This is a genomic window from Rhodococcus sp. IEGM 1354, assembly GCF_030056855.1.
Lineage (GTDB): Bacteria > Actinomycetota > Actinomycetes > Mycobacteriales > Mycobacteriaceae > Rhodococcoides.
The window spans coordinates 22,663-39,595 of the sequence record NZ_JASHKT010000007.1; the positions used below are offsets into that span (position 1 = coordinate 22,663).

At 65.9% G+C, this 16,933-nt stretch carries 12 protein-coding genes; 5 read left to right on the forward strand and 7 right to left on the reverse strand.

What is annotated here, in order from left to right:
- Positions 1-47: 47 nt before the first annotated feature.
- Complete coding sequence (locus tag QM588_RS16505; protein WP_027496446.1) at positions 48-299, reverse strand: hypothetical protein; 252 nt, start codon at positions 297-299, stop codon at positions 48-50.
- A 95-nt stretch (positions 300-394) separates the two neighbouring features.
- Between QM588_RS16505 and QM588_RS16510 the strand changes: the two genes are divergently transcribed.
- Positions 395-4,936, forward strand: coding sequence for an ATP-dependent helicase (locus QM588_RS16510; protein ID WP_283314907.1), 4,542 nt, complete (start codon positions 395-397; stop codon positions 4,934-4,936).
- A 51-nt stretch (positions 4,937-4,987) separates the two neighbouring features.
- Positions 4,988-5,761, forward strand: coding sequence for a DNA-formamidopyrimidine glycosylase family protein (locus QM588_RS16515; RefSeq protein ID WP_283314909.1), 774 nt, complete (start codon positions 4,988-4,990; stop codon positions 5,759-5,761).
- 163 nt (positions 5,762-5,924) lie between these two features.
- Here the strand turns inward: QM588_RS16515 and QM588_RS16520 are convergent, their stop codons facing one another.
- From QM588_RS16520 to QM588_RS16530, 3 genes are all read right to left on the reverse strand, one after another.
- The gene (locus QM588_RS16520; protein WP_442972938.1) at positions 5,925-7,700 is read right to left on the reverse strand and encodes a glycerol-3-phosphate dehydrogenase/oxidase; all 1,776 of its coding nucleotides are present in this window, start codon (positions 7,698-7,700) and stop codon (positions 5,925-5,927) included.
- Between the two features lie 56 nt (positions 7,701-7,756).
- Positions 7,757-8,989, reverse strand: a complete 1,233-nt coding sequence (locus QM588_RS16525; RefSeq protein WP_283314911.1) for an aminotransferase-like domain-containing protein — start codon at positions 8,987-8,989, stop codon at positions 7,757-7,759.
- A 140-nt stretch (positions 8,990-9,129) separates the two neighbouring features.
- Positions 9,130-10,533 carry an NAD(P)H-quinone dehydrogenase gene (locus tag QM588_RS16530; RefSeq protein WP_027496441.1) on the reverse strand — a complete coding sequence of 468 codons (1,404 nt, stop codon included), beginning with the start codon at positions 10,531-10,533 and terminating at the stop codon, positions 9,130-9,132.
- A gap of 181 nt (positions 10,534-10,714) precedes the next feature.
- On the opposite strand from QM588_RS16530, the gene QM588_RS16535 reads away from it, so the two are divergent.
- Complete coding sequence (locus QM588_RS16535; RefSeq protein ID WP_283314913.1) at positions 10,715-11,179, forward strand: gamma-glutamylcyclotransferase family protein; 465 nt, start codon at positions 10,715-10,717, stop codon at positions 11,177-11,179.
- A 37-nt stretch (positions 11,180-11,216) separates the two neighbouring features.
- On the opposite strand, the gene QM588_RS16540 is transcribed toward QM588_RS16535, so the two are convergent.
- The 3 genes from QM588_RS16540 to QM588_RS16550 form a co-directional block, all read right to left on the reverse strand.
- Positions 11,217-12,380, reverse strand: a complete 1,164-nt coding sequence (locus QM588_RS16540) for a M20 family metallopeptidase (protein ID WP_032372892.1) — start codon at positions 12,378-12,380, stop codon at positions 11,217-11,219.
- A gap of 56 nt (positions 12,381-12,436) precedes the next feature.
- Complete coding sequence (locus tag QM588_RS16545) at positions 12,437-13,600, reverse strand: M20 family metallopeptidase (RefSeq protein ID WP_283315279.1); 1,164 nt, start codon at positions 13,598-13,600, stop codon at positions 12,437-12,439.
- Positions 13,601-13,717: 117 nt separating this feature from the next.
- Positions 13,718-14,422, reverse strand: coding sequence for an enoyl-CoA hydratase-related protein (locus QM588_RS16550; protein ID WP_032366665.1), 705 nt, complete (start codon positions 14,420-14,422; stop codon positions 13,718-13,720).
- Positions 14,423-14,507: 85 nt separating this feature from the next.
- Between QM588_RS16550 and QM588_RS16555 the strand changes: the two genes are divergently transcribed.
- Positions 14,508-15,335 carry a purine-nucleoside phosphorylase gene (locus tag QM588_RS16555; RefSeq protein ID WP_048319886.1) on the forward strand — a complete coding sequence of 276 codons (828 nt, stop codon included), beginning with the start codon at positions 14,508-14,510 and terminating at the stop codon, positions 15,333-15,335.
- A 32-nt stretch (positions 15,336-15,367) separates the two neighbouring features.
- Complete coding sequence (locus QM588_RS16560; RefSeq protein ID WP_283315281.1) at positions 15,368-16,933, forward strand: phospho-sugar mutase; 1,566 nt, start codon at positions 15,368-15,370, stop codon at positions 16,931-16,933.

The following is a 16,933-nucleotide window of genomic DNA, read 5'->3' on the forward strand; positions in this document are numbered from 1 at the left end:
ATGAGCCCCGATCCCACGCGGGGGTCGGGGCTCACCGGGGCCTCGGCTCAGCCGTATTCGGCCACCAAGCGGTCGAACTCGTCCCGGTCGATCACCTGAGGCTCGTTGATGGCCAGCGCCTGGGCGTACTTGCTCGCCAGGTGGTAGTCCCGGCCGAGTGGACCGTGCTCGGCGTCGTCCTCGTCCGATTGGATGCTTGCACCCGGCGGCACCTCGTTCTGCAGGCCGTTGGTCTTGCTGCCGAGCAGTGCGTCGAGTTTCGCGGAAATCTTCTGCATGATCTCTTGGTCGTCGGTCATGGCCACCGGGTACCCGAATCGGGCCAAACGACACCGCAGCGCACGAGCTTCGCGCTACGGGATTACCTGTCGGTGCCTCGGGGCATGATGGTGGGATGGCCACGCACAGTATCGGCACCGACATCATGGAGAAGCTGTCGCGGCCGACCCGTGAGTGGTTCACCGGCGCATTTCCGGCCCCCACGTCGGCGCAGCTCGGTGCGTGGTCGTCCATTTCCAGCGGGTCGCACACCCTGGTGGTCGCGCCGACCGGTTCGGGCAAGACGCTGTCGGCGTTCCTGTGGGCCCTCGACGAGCTGGCCCAACTGGGTGCAGACAGCACCCGCAAGACCAAGGTGCTCTACATATCGCCTCTCAAAGCACTCGCAGTGGACGTCGAGCGCAACCTGCGAGCTCCGTTGGTCGGCATCACTCAGACGGCCAAGCGTCTCGGTCTGAACCCGCCGGAGATCTCCGTCGGAGTCCGCTCGGGCGACACCAGCGCTGCCGATCGCCGGACCATGATCAAGACTCCGCCCGACATCCTCATCACCACTCCCGAGTCCCTCTTCCTCATGCTCACCTCCGCGGCGCGGGACATCCTGGCCGAGGTCGACACGGTGATCGTCGACGAGGTACACGCCGTCGCAGGCACCAAACGTGGCGCGCACCTCGCTGTGTCTCTCGAGCGGCTCGACGCGATGCTGGACAAGCCCGCGCAACGCATCGGCCTGTCCGCGACGGTGCGACCCCACGAAGAAGTGGGCAGATTCCTCGCCGGTGCCGCTCCCATCGAGATCGTCGCACCGCCTGCACCGAAGACCTTCGACCTGACGGTGCAGGTGCCCGTGGAGGATATGACCGAACTCGGCGTCACCGACTCGAACGCCGACACCTCGGCCGCTCCCCCGGTCCAGGGATCGATCTGGCCGCACGTCGAGGAGAAGATGGTCGATCTCATCCTCGAGCACAAATCGTGCATCGTCTTCGCCAACTCGCGCCGGCTCGCCGAGCGTCTCACCGCGCGCCTCAACGAGGTGTACGCCGAGCGCATCGGCGGCGGCGTCGATACCGAGCACAAGCCACCGTCCCAGGTCGGCACAGCATCCGACGTCAATCACGGTGCCGATCCTCTGCTGGCACGGGCCCACCACGGCAGCGTCAGCAAGGATCAGCGCGCGCTGATCGAAGACGATCTGAAGACCGGCCGTCTGCGCTGCGTCGTGGCCACCAGCAGCCTGGAGCTCGGAATCGACATGGGCGCAGTCGATCTGGTGGTCCAGGTCGAGGCACCGCCGTCGGTGGCCAGTGGCCTGCAGCGCGTCGGTCGCGCCGGCCACCAGGTGGGCGAGATCTCCAAGGGCGTGCTGTTCCCCAAGCACCGAACCGATCTGATCCACTGCGCGGTCACCGTCGAACGCATGACGTCGGGCAAGATCGAGGCCCTCTTCGTCCCGGCCAACCCCCTCGACGTCCTCGCCCAGCAAACCGTCGCGGCGTGCGCACTGGAACCCATCGACGCCGAGGACTGGTTCGAGTCCGTCCGTCGCACCGGCAGTTTCGCTACTCTGCCGCGTTCGGCGTACGAGTCGACTCTGGATCTGCTGTCGGGTCGCTACCCATCCGACGAATTCGCCGAGCTGCGACCACGATTGGTGTGGGATCGCGATGCCAACACCCTGACCGGCAGGCCCGGCTCTCAACGACTCGCCGTCACGTCCGGCGGCACCATCCCCGACCGCGGCCTGTTCACCGTCTACATGGTGGGCGAAAAGCAGTCGCGGGTAGGTGAACTCGACGAAGAGATGGTCTACGAATCACGAGTGGGCGACGTGTTCGCACTCGGTGCCACCAGCTGGCGCATCGAAGAGATCACCCACGACCGAGTGTTGGTCAGTCCCGCATACGGCCAACCGGGCAGGCTGCCGTTCTGGCACGGCGACGGCCTCGGTCGACCTGCCGAATTGGGTCGGGCCCTGGGCGAGTTCCTGCGGAGCACCACCGACCGCAGCAACCTGGCCGAGCGGCTGAGCACCGACGGCCTGGACGCCAACGCGGTCAACAACCTCATCGCATTGCTCGACGAACAACTCGAGGCCACCGGCCAGCTCCCCACCGACAAGACGATGATCGTCGAGCGCTTTCGCGACGAACTCGGCGACTGGCGATTGGTGCTGCACTCCACCTACGGTCAGCAGGTACACGCGCCGTGGGCCCTCGCGGTCGGCGCGAGGCTGATCGAGCGATACGGCATCGACGCCGCCCCCACGGCATCCGACGACGGCATCATCGTCCGGCTTCCCGATACCGACGACCAGCCGCCCGGCGCAGAACTGTTCGTGTTCGAGCGTGACGAGATTGCCGACATCGTCACCGAGCAGGTCGGCGGATCGGCATTGTTCGCGTCGAGATTTCGCGAATGTGCCGCTCGCGCACTGCTTCTGCCCCGCCGCAACCCTGGCAAGCGTGCACCGCTGTGGCAACAACGGCAGCGTTCGGCACAGCTGCTCGACGTGGCTCGCAAATACCCCACGTTCCCGATCCTGCTCGAAACCGTGCGCGAGTGCCTGCAAGACGTCTACGACCTCCCCGCCCTCGAGGACATCCTGGCCCGCATCGGTCGACGCCAGATCAGGATCGTCGACGTCGAGACGCCGTCACCGTCACCGTTCGCGAATTCGTTGCTGTTCAACTACGTCGGCGCTTTCATGTACGAGGGCGACAGCCCGCTCGCCGAACGCCGGGCCGCCGCACTGTCTCTCGATTCGGCGCTGCTGGCCGAGTTGCTCGGACGCGTCGAGCTGCGAGAACTGCTGGACGACAGCGTCATCACCACCACCGAACTCGAATTGCAGCGACTGCCCGAGGAACGACACGCCAAGGACATCGAAGGCGTTGCGGATCTGCTGAGGCTGCTCGGTCCGCTGACCGTCGAGGAAGTCGGCCTGCGCACCAACGGCGACGAATTCCCGCAGTGGCTCGACGAACTGGCCGATGCAAAGCGGGCGATGGAGGTCTCGTTCGCCGGACGGACTTGGTGGACGGCCATCGAGGACGCGGCCCGGCTACGCGATGCACTCGGTGTTCCGCTACCGATCGGCACGCCCGCCGCGTTCATCGAGCCCGTCGACGATCCGCTGGTCGACCTGATCAGCCGATACGCCCGAACCCACGGTCCGTTCACCCTCGACGACGCAGCCGCGCGTTTCGGCGTCGGTACCGCGGTGGTACGCGACGTCCTGCGCCGACTGGCGGTGGACAAACGCGTCGTCGAGGGCGAATTCCGTCCCGGTGCAACGGGCAGCGAATGGTGCGACGCCGAGGTTCTCCGGCGACTGCGGCGGCGATCTCTGGCGGCGGCACGGCAGGAAGTCGAACCCGTGTCCACCGCCACTCTCGGCCGGTTTCTGCCGGCGTGGCAGCACGTCGACGGTCGCCGGTTGAGCGGGATCGACGGCGTGGCAACGGTCATCGAACAGCTTGCGGGCGTGCCGGTTCCGGCGTCGGCGTGGGAGTCTCTCGTACTCGCCTCCCGGGTGAGCGACTACAGCCCTGCCATGCTCGACGAGTTGACCTCTACCGGTGAGGTGTTGTGGGCGGGACACGGTGCGATTTCGTCGAAGGACGGCTGGGTGAGCCTGCATATGGCCGATACCGCGCCACTGACCCTGGTGCCTGCCGCCGAATCCGACCTGTCGGAGTTGCAGATTCGAATTCAGGACGCCGTCGCGGGCGGCGGTGCGTACTTCTTCCGGCAGCTCTCGGACACCGTCGGCAGCACCGACGACACGGCTCTGCAGGCTGCGCTCTGGGAGCTGGTGTGGGCCGGACGGCTCAGCAACGACACGTTCGCGCCACTGCGAGCGCTGTTGAACTCCACGGCCACTCGCTCGGCTCCGAGTCATCGAGCACCGCGTCGAACACCGCGCCTGCGTTCCTACCGTCAGTTCGAGCGGCCGTCTCTACCCACCCGCACCGGCCCCCCGACGGCCGGCGGCCGATGGTCGCGATTGCCCGAACTCGAACCGGACCTCACCGTCCGGGCTCACGCCACCGCAGATGTACTTCTCGAACGCTATGGCGTGGTGACCCGCGGTTCGGTCATGAACGAAGGGGTCCCCGGCGGATTCGCCACGATGTACAAGGTGCTCACGGGTTTCGAGGATTCGGGTCGCTGCCGACGCGGCTATTTCGTCGATTCGCTCGGCGGCGCTCAGTTCTCCACCTCCGACGTCGTCGACCGTTTGCGCAGCTACGACGAACCGAAGAAGAACGCCACCGCCGTCGTACTCGCGTCGTGCGATCCGGCCAACCCCTACGGCGGAGCATTGCCCTGGCCGAAGGCCGGCGGCGAAGACACCGACGACACGACGAAGCACCGGCCGGGTCGCAAGGCGGGAGCGCTGGTCGTACTCGTTCGCGGTGAGTTGACGATGTTCGTCGAACGTGGCGGGAAGTCGGTGCTCACCTTCGGCGACAACACCGAGGACATCGCCTCTGCAGCAACTGCATTGGCGACCACTGTCAAGCGCGGCGGGGTGGACAAGTTACTGGTGGAACGGATCAACGGTCACGACATCCACGGCACGGACTTCTCGAAGACGCTGACCGCGGCCGGTTTCTCGGCGACTCCCCGCGGACTACGCCTGCGGCGCTGAGGCACCGCACCGCTGACGAAAAAGAGAACCGAAGAACGAGAGAGGACGTAGATGCCCGAGGGCGATACCGTCTGGCGCGCCGCCAACACTCTGCGGGCAGCGCTGGAGGGCCAACAGCTCACCGCCTGCGACATTCGTGTACCCCGTTACGCCACAGTAGACTTCACCGGCGAAACGGTCGAGTCCGTCGCGTCGAGGGGCAAACACCTGCTGATCAGAGTGGGCGGCTACTCGATCCACTCGCACCTGAAGATGGAAGGCACCTGGCACGTCTACGCACTGGGGGCTCGCTGGCGTCGTCCGGCCTTCCAAGCTCGGATCATTCTCAACACCGCGAACGCGCAGGCCATCGGATTCGAGCTGGGCGTACTGGAGATCCTCGAGAACGAGGACGAAGCCGTCGGCTATCTCGGACCGGATCTACTCGGACCCGACTGGGACCCAGGTGTCGCCCTGACCAATCTGGAGTCGGACCCCGGCCGACCGATCGGCCTGGCCCTGCTCGATCAGCGCAACATAGCCGGACTCGGCAATGTCTACCGCAACGAGATCTGCTTCCTTCGCGGGGTCGATCCCCGGACGCCGGTCGAGGACGCCGGAGACCTGAAGAAGATGATCGACCTGTCCTTTCGCACCATCACCGCGAACAAGAATCGCAACCAACGCGTCACGACCGGGGATCGACGCGCGGGTCGTCATTTCTGGGTGTACGGCCGCGAGAACAAGCCGTGCCGACGGTGCGGTACCACCATCGAGTTCGGACTGATCGGTGACAACCCACTCGAGGAACGGCAGATCTACTACTGCCCGCACTGCCAGAGATGACCGGCCTTCACATACCTTCGTCAGGGCCGACCAAGCCTGTTCTCAGCTTCGACGAACACCATGGATCGTATGTTGACACTTGCGATACTCACCCTGCTGGTCATGGCGGTCTCCGGCGCGACCGCTGCTCGCGCACCGCGGACGCTGGTTCGAGTCCCGTGACTCAGAGGGTCCGGACGGGTTCGAGAATTTCCTGACGGGCTTCGGGTGCGACGACGCGGAGAGCGTCGGCAGATTCGTCGTCCGGCTGACGCTGCGACTCGATCTCGGCCTCGACCCGAGCCCGGTACGTGTCCACCTCACGGTCGACCGTCGCCTCGTCCCAACCCAGGATCGGGGCAATGAGTGCTGCGACCTGACCCGCGCAGTTCATCCCACGATGCGAGTACTCGATGGAAATTCGGGTTCGCCGCGACAGCACGTCCTCGAGGTGCAGTGCGCCCTCGGCAGCAGCGGCGTAGACCACCTCGACCTGCAGATAAGCGGGCGCGTCGGTCAGCGGCTGCAGCAGTTCGGGTTTGCCGTCCGCCATGGCCAGCACCTCGTCGATCAGCGAGCCGTACCGGTCCAACAGATGAGTCACTCGGTGCGGATGCAATCCGTGTACTTCGCCCAGGTGCGGGGCCTGATTGACCAGCGCGAAGTAACCGTCCGCACCCACGAGCGGCACTTTCTCGGTGATCGACGACGCCACCCGCGCCGGGATGTCCTCGGCCGCGAGATCAACTGCGTCCTCGGCCATCACCCGGTAAGTCGTGTACTTGCCGCCGGCGATGGCAATGAGTCCCGGTGCCACCCGAGCGACCGCGTGTTCGCGGGACAGCTTGGACGTTTCGTCGCTTTCACCTGCCAGTAGCGGCCGCAATCCGGCGTACACGCCGTCGATGTCGTCGTGCGTGAGGGGCGTCACGAGCACACCGTTGACCTCACCGAGGATGTAATCGATATCGGCTTTGGTCGCGGCAGGGTGCGCGAGATCGAGATTCCAGTCGGTATCGGTGGTGCCGATGATCCAGTGCGCACCCCACGGAATGATGAACAGCACGGACTTCTCGGTGCGCAGAATGATCGCGGCTTCGCTGACGATGCGATCGCGCGGCACCACGATGTGCACACCCTTCGAGGCCCGTACTCGGAAGCGACCACGCATGTTCGACAGTGACTGTATTTCGTCGGTCCACACGCCCGTGGCGTTGATCACCACGTGCGCACGAACCTCGGTCGTGGCTCCGGTCTCCGAATCTCGTACTCGCACACCGGATACCCGGTCGGCTTCCCGGAGGAAGCCCACGACCTGAGTGGACGTACGCACCACTGCGCCGTAGTGGGCCGCTGTCCTCGCGACGGTCATCGTGTGTCGCGCGTCGTCGACGACGGTGTCGTAGTACCTGATTCCGCCGATCAGCGACTTCCGTTTGAGGCCGGGCGACATCCGAAGCGCACCGGAACGGGTCAGATGCTTCTGTTGCGGAACCGATTTGGCACCGCCCATCCGGTCGTACAGAAAGATGCCCGCCGCGATGTACGGACGCTCCCACCCCCGATGGGTGAGCGGGAACAGGAATTTCAGCGGTTTGACCAGATGCGGCGCGAGTGTGGAGAGCGAGAGTTCACGTTCGTGCAGTGCCTCACGGACGAGTCCGAACTCGAGTTGTTCGAGGTAACGAAGACCACCGTGGAACATCTTGGACGAGCGAGAGGACGTGCCCGACGCGTAATCACGCGCCTCCACGAGCGCCACCTTCAGGCCTCGCGTCGCCGCGTCCAGCGCGGCACCCGAACCGACGACGCCACCGCCGACGACCACGACGTCGAATTGTTCGCGTCCGAGCTGGTCCCACGCCTCCACCCGTTGGGTGGGTCCGAGGAACTTCGTGTTCGATCGGTTGCTCACTGTGACGCTCCCTATCCGTCGAAAAACCCCGCGCACTACGTGCATGTCAGGTTACCGCCCCAGGTCGGCCGAGCGCAGAACCAGCGCAGGCTTGCCGCGGTTCAGCTCCGCCGGTTCATGGACGCATGTGCCGCGCTCAGCCGCCGCACAGCCTCGATCAGCACCTCCGGTGTGGAGCCGGCGAAGCTCAGCCTCAACGAGGGGCGGGAGTATTCGGCCGACGTGGACGTTGCAGTGCGCACGAACGCGTTACCCGGCACGAACGCGACACCATGCTCGAGCGCCGCCGCGAGGAGCTCGGTGGTGTCGGTCCCGTCGCGAAACGACGCCCACGCGAACATTCCACCTGTGGGTCGCGAGACGTTCAGTGCCACACCGAATTCCCCGGAAAGTTCGGTCGTCAATGCGTCTGCGCGACTACCGTACTCACGCCGAAGATCGGTCAGATGCTCCGCCAGCCACCCGGTGTCGCCCAGCATGTCCGCTGCCATCAGCTGTGTCAGCGAGGAACCGCACAGATCGGCACCCTGTTTGAGCAGTTCCACCGCCGCACACACGGCGCGCGGGGCGACGAACCATCCCACGCGCAGAGTTGGCGCCAGTATCTTCGACGCGCTCGACAACCGAACGACCCGGTCGCTGTGACACGCGATCGGCAGCGGTGGCGGTCCGGATTCGATTGTGTCGAACCAGATCTCGCCGTACGGATCGTCCTCGATGATCCAGAATCCATACAGGTCGGCCAGGGCTGCGAGTCGGCGACGGCGAGCCTCGGTCATCGTCACGCCGCGGGGGTTGTGGAAGTTGGCGACCGTATGAACCACCGCGGGCCGCAGGCCGGCGAGCAGCCGCGCTTCGAGCTCGTCGACATCCATCCCGCCGTCGGTGATGGGGATGGATTCGATCTGCGCCTCGGCAATCGAAAACACCTGCAGCGCTCCGGTATACGCCGGTTCGTCGACCACCACGACGGCACCCGGGTCGATCAATGCCTGCGCGAGCAGCGTCAGGGCCTGCTGCGATCCATGCGTCACGACGACGGAATCGGCCGGAACGGTACCCCCTCCGCGGGCGAGGGTTTCCCTGGCCGCAATGACGCGGCGCAGGGCTCGGTGGCCGGAGGTCTCGCAGTACTGCACTGCGTCGGAGTGTCGCAGCACCGCGTCCGCTGCGGCAGCGATGCGGTCGACCGGTATGAGATCTGTAGCCGGTAAACCGCCGGCCAGGCTGATGATCTCGTTGCGAGCGGTCAGGGCCAGGAGGTCGCGGATGGCCGAGCTGTCGAGTGTTGCGGTTCGGCGGGCCAAGCCGGGAGGGAGGTGGACAGAAGACATGAAAGTGACTCCAGGGCAGCAGGGACGGGAAGAACGGCCCGCGGATCCGCAGAGTCGAAGAGAGAGCGGACGGGTGTGTCCGCTCTCTCGACTATGTCATGTGCGTCCGGAATATGAAACGCATTTCTCACATTGTGAAATCAGTCCAGGTCGTCGTGAGCCATCAGCTGACGCGCGGCCTCGATGACCGAACCCGACAGTGACGGATAGACCGAGAACGTGTTGGCCAGGTCGTTCACCGACAGATTGTTCTGTACGGCCATAGCGATCGGAAGAATCAACTCCGATGCGCTCGGAGCAACCACCACACCACCGATGACCACACCGGTAGCGGGGCGACAGAAGATCTTGACGAAACCACGCTTGAGACCACTCATCTTCGCTCGCGGGTTGGTCGTCAACGGCAACATCACCGTGCGTGCCGGTACGTCACCGGCATCGATTGCGGATTGTGCGACGCCGACCGATGCGATCTCGGGCCGCGTGAACACCGCCGACGCCACGGTCTTGAGCTTGATGGGACTGACGGCCTGGCCCAGGGCGTGGTACATCGCGATGCGACCCTGCATCGCGGCCACCGACGCCAACGGCAGCAGACCCGTGCAGTCACCCGCCGCGTAGATGCCCGCGACCGCGGTACGAGACACGCGGTCGACACGTAGGTAACCGCCCTTGTCGAGTTCGATGCCCACCTTTTCGAGTCCGAGACCGGAGGTGTTGGGAACGGAACCGACGGTCATCAGAGCGTGGCTGCCTTCGACGGTGCGCCCGTCGGACAGCGTGACGACGATGCCGTCGTCGGTGCGGACGACCGAGTCTGCGCGGGCATGCTTGACGAGGGTGACGCCACGTTCGTTGAACGCGTCTTCGAGCACCAGGGCGGCGTCCTCGTCCTCGTGCGGGAGGACGCGGTCGCGGCTCGACACCGCGGTGACCTTGACGCCCATCTCGGTGTAGGCCGAGACGAACTCGGCACCGGTCACACCGGATCCCACGACGACGAGGTGTTCGGGCAGTGCTTCGAGGTCGTACAACTGACGCCAGTTGAGAATGCGTTCGCCGTCCGGCTCGGCACCCTTGACGACGCGGGGGCGCGCTCCGGTGGCGACGAGGACGACATCGGCGTCGAGAATTCGCTCCTCGCCGTCGGCCAACACCGCCTTGATCTGATGCGAGGCCAATCCGACGTGCGTGTCGATCATCTCGGCCCGACCGGCCAGTATTTCGACGCCCACCGAGGTGACCCGGTGCGCGATGTCGGTGGACTGCGCCTGCGCGAGGCTCTTCACTCGCGAATGAATCTGGGGCAGCGCGACGGCTGCCTGTGATGGGTCCAGTGAGATTCCGAGGTCGCTCGCGCGACGCATCTCGGTGCGAATGCCGGTCGAGGCGATGAACGTCTTCGACGGCACGCAGTCCCACAGAACGCAGGCGCCACCGATGCCGTCGGAATCGACGAGCGTCACCTGTCCGCCGTGCTGCGCCGCCACCAATGCTGCTTCGTACCCTGCCGGACCACCACCGATGATCACAATCCGGGTCATTGATCCTCTTCTCGCGTGCTGAAATCTTTGTACTGTGTCACGTCAACGGTATTGCAGTGTCCGGTTCCGCGCGTCGGTAAGGCTAGCTTCACTCCACCCGTCGATCGGCGTACCTGCGACGACGCACCGAAACACCACCACGGGGCGTCAACGGGCGGCGATACGGTTTAGGCTGGCCGACGTGCCAATTTATGCCGCCTACGGATCGAACATGCATCCGGAGCAGATGTTGCAGCGTTGCCCCCACTCACCGCTGTCGGGAACCGGGTGGCTGCACGGGTGGCGCTTGACCTTCGGCGGTGGCGACATCGGCTGGGAGGGCGCGCTCGCCACGATCGTCGAGGACCCGGACTCACAGGTCTTCGTGGTGCTCTACGACGTCTCCGACGAGGACGAGGAGAGCCTGGATCGGTGGGAGGGCTCGGAACTCGGCATCCACCGCAAGATCCGGCTGCGCATCGAGACCGGAGGCGAGCCGGTCCTGGCATGGCTCTATGTTCTCGACGCCTACGAGGGTGGCCTACCGTCGGCACGCTACCTCGGGGTCATGGCCGAGGCCGCCGAAATTGCCGGTGCCCCTGCCGCATACGTGCGCGACCTACGCACGAGGAACAGCCGCAACGTGGGGCCGGGCACCACGTCGTAGAAGTTCGCGGTCAGCGGCGACGACAACCGCCCGACCGCTAGTTCGGGTCCAATGCGATTCCGGTCATCACCTTCACACCCACGGCCAAGGCTCGCTCGTCGAGGTCGAATGTCGGCTGATGGATGTCGAGTTGCGGACCGGTCCCCGACCACACGCCCAGTCGGGCCATCGCTCCCGGCACGTTCTCCAGGTACCACGAGAAGTCCTCGCCGCCACCGGACTGTGCCGTGTCGGCCAACGCCGCCGGCCCCACTCGGCCGATGGCCTTCTCGAAGGTGGCCGTGGAGGCCGGGTCGTTCACCACGGGCGGTACGCCGCGACGGTAGTGCAGCTCGAAGCGCACCCCGGTCGGTGCCAGCAGACCGGTGACGATCTCGCGAACAAGAGGCTCGAGCAGCGCCCACGTTTCGTGGTCGCCGGTCCGTACTGTTCCGGTGAGCATGCCGGTCTGCGGAATGGCGTTGGGGGCTTGCCCCGCCACGACCGCGCCCCAGACCATCACCGTGCTGGTTCGCGGATCGATGCGTCTGCTCAACATGCCGGGCAGCCCGGTAATGACGGTGCCCAACGCGTAGACGAGATCTGTCGTCAGGTGCGGCCTCGACGTGTGCCCGCCAGGCGAGTCCAGACGCAATTCGACGGTGTCGGCGGCGGAGGTGATGGCCCCGACGCGCACGCCCACCTGCCCCACCTCGAGTCGCGGGTCGCAGTGCAACGCGAAAATCTTCGACACCCCGTCGAGCGCTCCCGCGGCAACGGCGTCGAGTGCACCGCCCGGCATGACCTCCTCGGCAGGTTGAAAGATCAGCCGAACGCCATAGTGCAGGTCCGGCAGCGACGCGAGCGCGAGTCCGGTCGCCAGCAGCACCGTGGTGTGGGCATCGTGCCCGCACGCGTGGGATACGCCGGGAACCGTCGACGTGTACGGCGCACCGGTGATCTCCTGCAGCGGCAACGCATCCATGTCCGCGCGCAGTGCGACGCGTGGGCCGTCGGGACCGATATCGCAGATCAAGCCCGTACCGCCGGGCAGAGGTTTGGGTGACAGGCCTGCCGCCGAGAGCTGCTCCATGACGAACGCCGTCGTAGCGAATTCACGACGGGCCAGTTCCGGATGGGCGTGAATGTGCCGACGCCACAGGGACAGATCTTCTGTGTGAGCCTGAATCCACCGATCGATCGCGGCTTCGCGTGAACTCATCCGAACTTCTGCCTCTTCGCCTGCGCTCATCCGAACTTCTGCCTCTTCGCCTGCGCTCATCGCCGCGCCGCCGATCGAGCGTTCACACCGTCGAGCAGACGCGCCCGGGTCTGTGGATCGGCTGCGGCACGAGCGGCCGTTCCAGCGAGGGCGAGAGCACCGTCGAGCAGTGCACGATCGGCGGACTCGGTGACACACGCGGCGGCGAACTCCGGTTGATGCGTCACCGCCCCTCCTGCATCGAGGCCGACGACCGGGTGGATTCCGGGTAGAACATTCGTCACGTTTCCCATGTCAGTGCTGCCCAACGGGCGAAATCCTTCCAGATCCGGCGCCAAGGGCGACCGTCCCAATGATTCGATTTCCTGACGAAATGCCGCCACCAGCCACGAATCCGGGGTCAGGGCCGCGTACGTCGGCGACACCGTGCGGATTTCGTGTGTGCATCCAGTGGCAATGGCACCCGCCTCGAAACAGGCGAACGTCTTCTTCGTCAGCGCCTCGAGTGACTCGGTGCTGTTCGCGCGAAGATAGTAGAGCAGCTCGGCATGTCCCGGCACGATGTTCGGCGCGACGCCGCCGTCGCTGACGATGCCGTGCAGTTGCTGGCCGGGCGAGAGGTGCTGCCGAATGAGCCCGAGCGCCACCTGCGCGACGGTGACGGCATCGCCCGCGTTGATTCCCCACTCGGGGGCGGCCGAGGCATGGGCAGCGCGGCCGGTGAATTTGACGGCAACGTCGGCCAATGCCAGCGACGTCGCGCCCACGATGTCGAACGGGCCCGGATGCACCATCAGCGCGGCACCGATGTCGTCGAAGACGCCGCGCTCGAGCATCAGGACCTTGCCGCCGCCAGTTTCTTCGGCAGGGGTGCCGAGCACTCGGACCGTGATGCCGAGAGCATCGGCCACCGGCGCGAGCGCCAGGGCAGCACCCACCGCGGACGCGGCGATGATGTTGTGGCCGCAGGCATGACCGATCTCGGGCAACGCGTCGTACTCCGCGCAGATTCCGATCACGAGCTCGCCGCTACCCACCGACGCGGTGAATGCGGTGTCGATGCCGGCGACCCCGGATTCGATCTCGAAACGGTGGGCGCGAAGTGTGTCGAGGACCTTCGCAACGCTGCGATATTCCTCGAACGCCAGTTCCGGTTCTGCGTGAATCGAATGCGACAGCGCAACCACTTCGTCGGTTGCGTGAGCGAGCGCGCGGCCGATCTCCTCGCCCACGGCGGCACTGTTCGGTTCGTCGATCACGAGAGACAGTGTGTCACTAGCGCGGCGGCGTGTCGGAACGGCTGTGCCGACTCCGAGCCCGAACAGTGCCGGACGGGGCTAGTTGCCGAAGCTGAAGTTGCTGTCGTCCGTCGGCGTCGTCAGCGCAGCGAGCAGGTCCACGTGCATCCGACTCTTGATGCCGGCCAGATTCGCTCCCCGGGTGCTGGTCAGCGCTGCCGCCTTGGCAACGGCGTCGGAGACAACCGATTCCTCGGACGCGGTGGCTTCGACGATTCCTGCGGCCACCGCATCGGCCCCGCCGTAGCGACGGCCGGTCAGCATCGCCTCGACGGCGGTCTGCTTGGGCAGCCTGGAGTTGATCAGGGCGGACATGCCGACGGTGAACGGCATGTTGAGGTTGACCTCCGGCAGGCAGTAGAAGCCTCGGTCTGCGCGCTGGATGCGGAAATCCTGCGATGTTGCGAACATCGCGCCGGCACCGAACGCATGGCCCTGCACCGCTGCGACCGTGGGCATCGGGAACGCCAGCAGCCGCGTGTAGAGCGTGTGCACGCGGTCGAGGTACCAGGTGATCCGGTCCAGGTTCGCGAACAGCCAATCGGTATCGAGTCCGTTGCTGTAGAACTTGCCTGCCGAGGTCGTGACCAGCGCGGCCGGACCGGTCGATGCCTCGACCTCGTCGAGCAGTGCATGGACGGCATCTATCCAGTCGGGATGGAACCTGTTCTCTGGATTGCCCGCGCCCTCCTGGGCACCGAGGAACAAGATGTGGACATCACCGTCGCGTTCGAGATAAGGCATGCAGCGGATACTACTCGGCGGTAACTTCCCGGTCGCACCGTCTCGGTTCCACATCCATCGCAGCGATCTCATACTGTTGTTCATCGTGGCAACTTCCGACGCACGAGCAACCGATCCCGTGACCGATCCCGATGCGGCGGCGCGCACCGCCGCCGATGCTCTCGCTGCAGCGACCGGCATCGACACCCATACCGTGGCCATCGTCCTCGGCTCCGGCTGGCAGGCGGCCGCAGATGTCTTCGGCTCCCCCACAGCGACCGTGCGCATGGCCGATCTCCCCGGCTTCGCGCCGCCGTCCGCGTCGGGCCACTCCGGCACGATCACCTCGGTGGACGTGGGCGGAACCCACACTCTGTTACTTCAGGGCCGTACGCACGCATACGAGGGCCACGACCTCCGACGCGTCGTGCACCCGGTGCGCACCGCGATCGCGGCAGGCGCGACAACCGTCGTCCTCACCAACGCCGCCGGCGGCATCCGTGAAGGCATGAGCGTCGGCCAACCGGTTCTGATTTCAGATCACCTCAACCTGACCGCCCGTTCGCCGCTCGTCGGCGCCGAATTCGTCGATCTCGTCGGTGCCTACTCACCCGAACTCCGCGCTCTCGCGGCCGAGATCGATCCGTCTCTCGAGGACGGCGTCTACGCAGGACTGCCGGGCCCTCACTACGAGACGCCTGCCGAAATCAAGATGCTGCGCACGTTCGGTGCAGATCTGGTGGGCATGTCGACGGTGCACGAGACGATCGCCGCCCGTGCAAAGGGTGCTCGCGTGCTGGGAATCTCGTTGGTCACCAACCTCGCTGCCGGCATGACCGGAGAACACCTCGATCATTCCGAAGTGCTCGCTGCGGGCAAGGATTCGGCAGCTCGGATGGGCGCTCTGCTGCACGAGTTGGTCACCCGACTGTGATCGAGGATCTCACCGAGCGTGTGCAACGCTGGATGGCGGGAGATCCCGATCCGGCGAGCCGCGACGAACTCGACGGCCTCTCCGAATCCGAACTCGCGGACCGATTCAGCGGTCCGTTGACCTTCGGCACCGCCGGCCTCAGAGGGCCGGTGCGCGCCGGCCCGAACGGCATGAACGTCGCCGTGGTCGTGCGAGCAACCGCCGGTATCGCAGCGTGGTTGCTCGGGCAGGGCCTCGGCGGATCCACGGTCGTGGTGGGCCGTGACGCGCGCACCGGTTCGGAACACTTCGCCTTTGCTGCCGCCGAAACCTTGGCCGCGCAGGGATTTTCGGTGGTCCTTCTGCCTCGACCACTCCCCACGCCCGTTGTCGCCTTCGCCGTACGGGCGCTCGATGCCGAGCTGGGGGTACAGATCACCGCATCGCACAACCCGGCCGCCGACAACGGGTACAAGGTGTATCTGCGAGGCGGGTCGCAGTTGGTTCCGCCGAGCGATGCCCAGATCGAGGCGCTCATCGAGGCCAGCGCAGATGCAGTCGACGTGCCTCGCACGGCCGTCGAGCCCAGCGGCTCGGACATCGCGTCGCGCTACCTCGATTCGGTTGTGAGACTGCCCCGTTCGAGATCACGCAATGTTCGTATCGCCCTGACCGCTCTGCACGGCGTCGGCGGCGAACTCGCCGTGGCGGCACTGCGCGGCGCTGGGTTCCGCGACATCCGGGTGGTCGAGGAGCAGTTCGAGCCCGATCCGTCCTTCCCGACGGTGACCTTCCCCAACCCGGAAGAGCCGGGTGCTGCGGACGCGGTTCTCGCGCTGGCGGCCGAGACCGACGCCGACCTCGCCGTGGCGCTCGACCCCGATGCCGATCGCTGCGCAGTCGGAGTCCGACACAACCACGGTTGGCGGATGCTGACCGGGGACGAAACCGGCGCTCTGCTGGCCGACTACCTGCTGCGTGACGCACCGCCCGGCTCGCTGGTGGCCAACACCATCGTGTCCTCGCAGCTGCTCTCGGCACTGGCACCGGCCCGCGGCGCGCGCTATGCCCGCACACTGACCGGTTTCAAATGGCTCGTGCGCGCCGGAGACGGCCTCGTGTACGCCTACGAAGAAGCGATCGGTCACTGCGTCGATCCGAATGTGGTGCGAGACAAGGACGGGATTTCTGCCGCCGTCGTACTGGCGGACCTCGCGGCAGCACTGAAGCAGGACGGACGCACGCTACTCGATGTACTCGACGACCTCGCCGTCGAATTCGGAGTCCACAGCGGTGCGCAGGTGTCGCGCCGAGTGCAGGATCTCACCGACATCGGGGACATGATGCACCGGTTACGCAGTACGCCGCCGACGGAGCTGGCGGGACGCACGGTGACCGTCATGGACTACGCCGACCGGGACGACGAGTTGCGCACCGACGCAGTCGAAATCGCGGGATCCGGGCTCCGGGTCATCGTGCGGCCGTCCGGGACCGAACCCAAGCTCAAGGCATACCTCGAGGTCATCGAGCCCGTCTCGGGTCGGCAGGATCTGACGAGGGCACGAGCGACGGCGGCCGATCTCCTGGCCCAGCTCTCCGCGTTTGCACGAGAGCTGTAA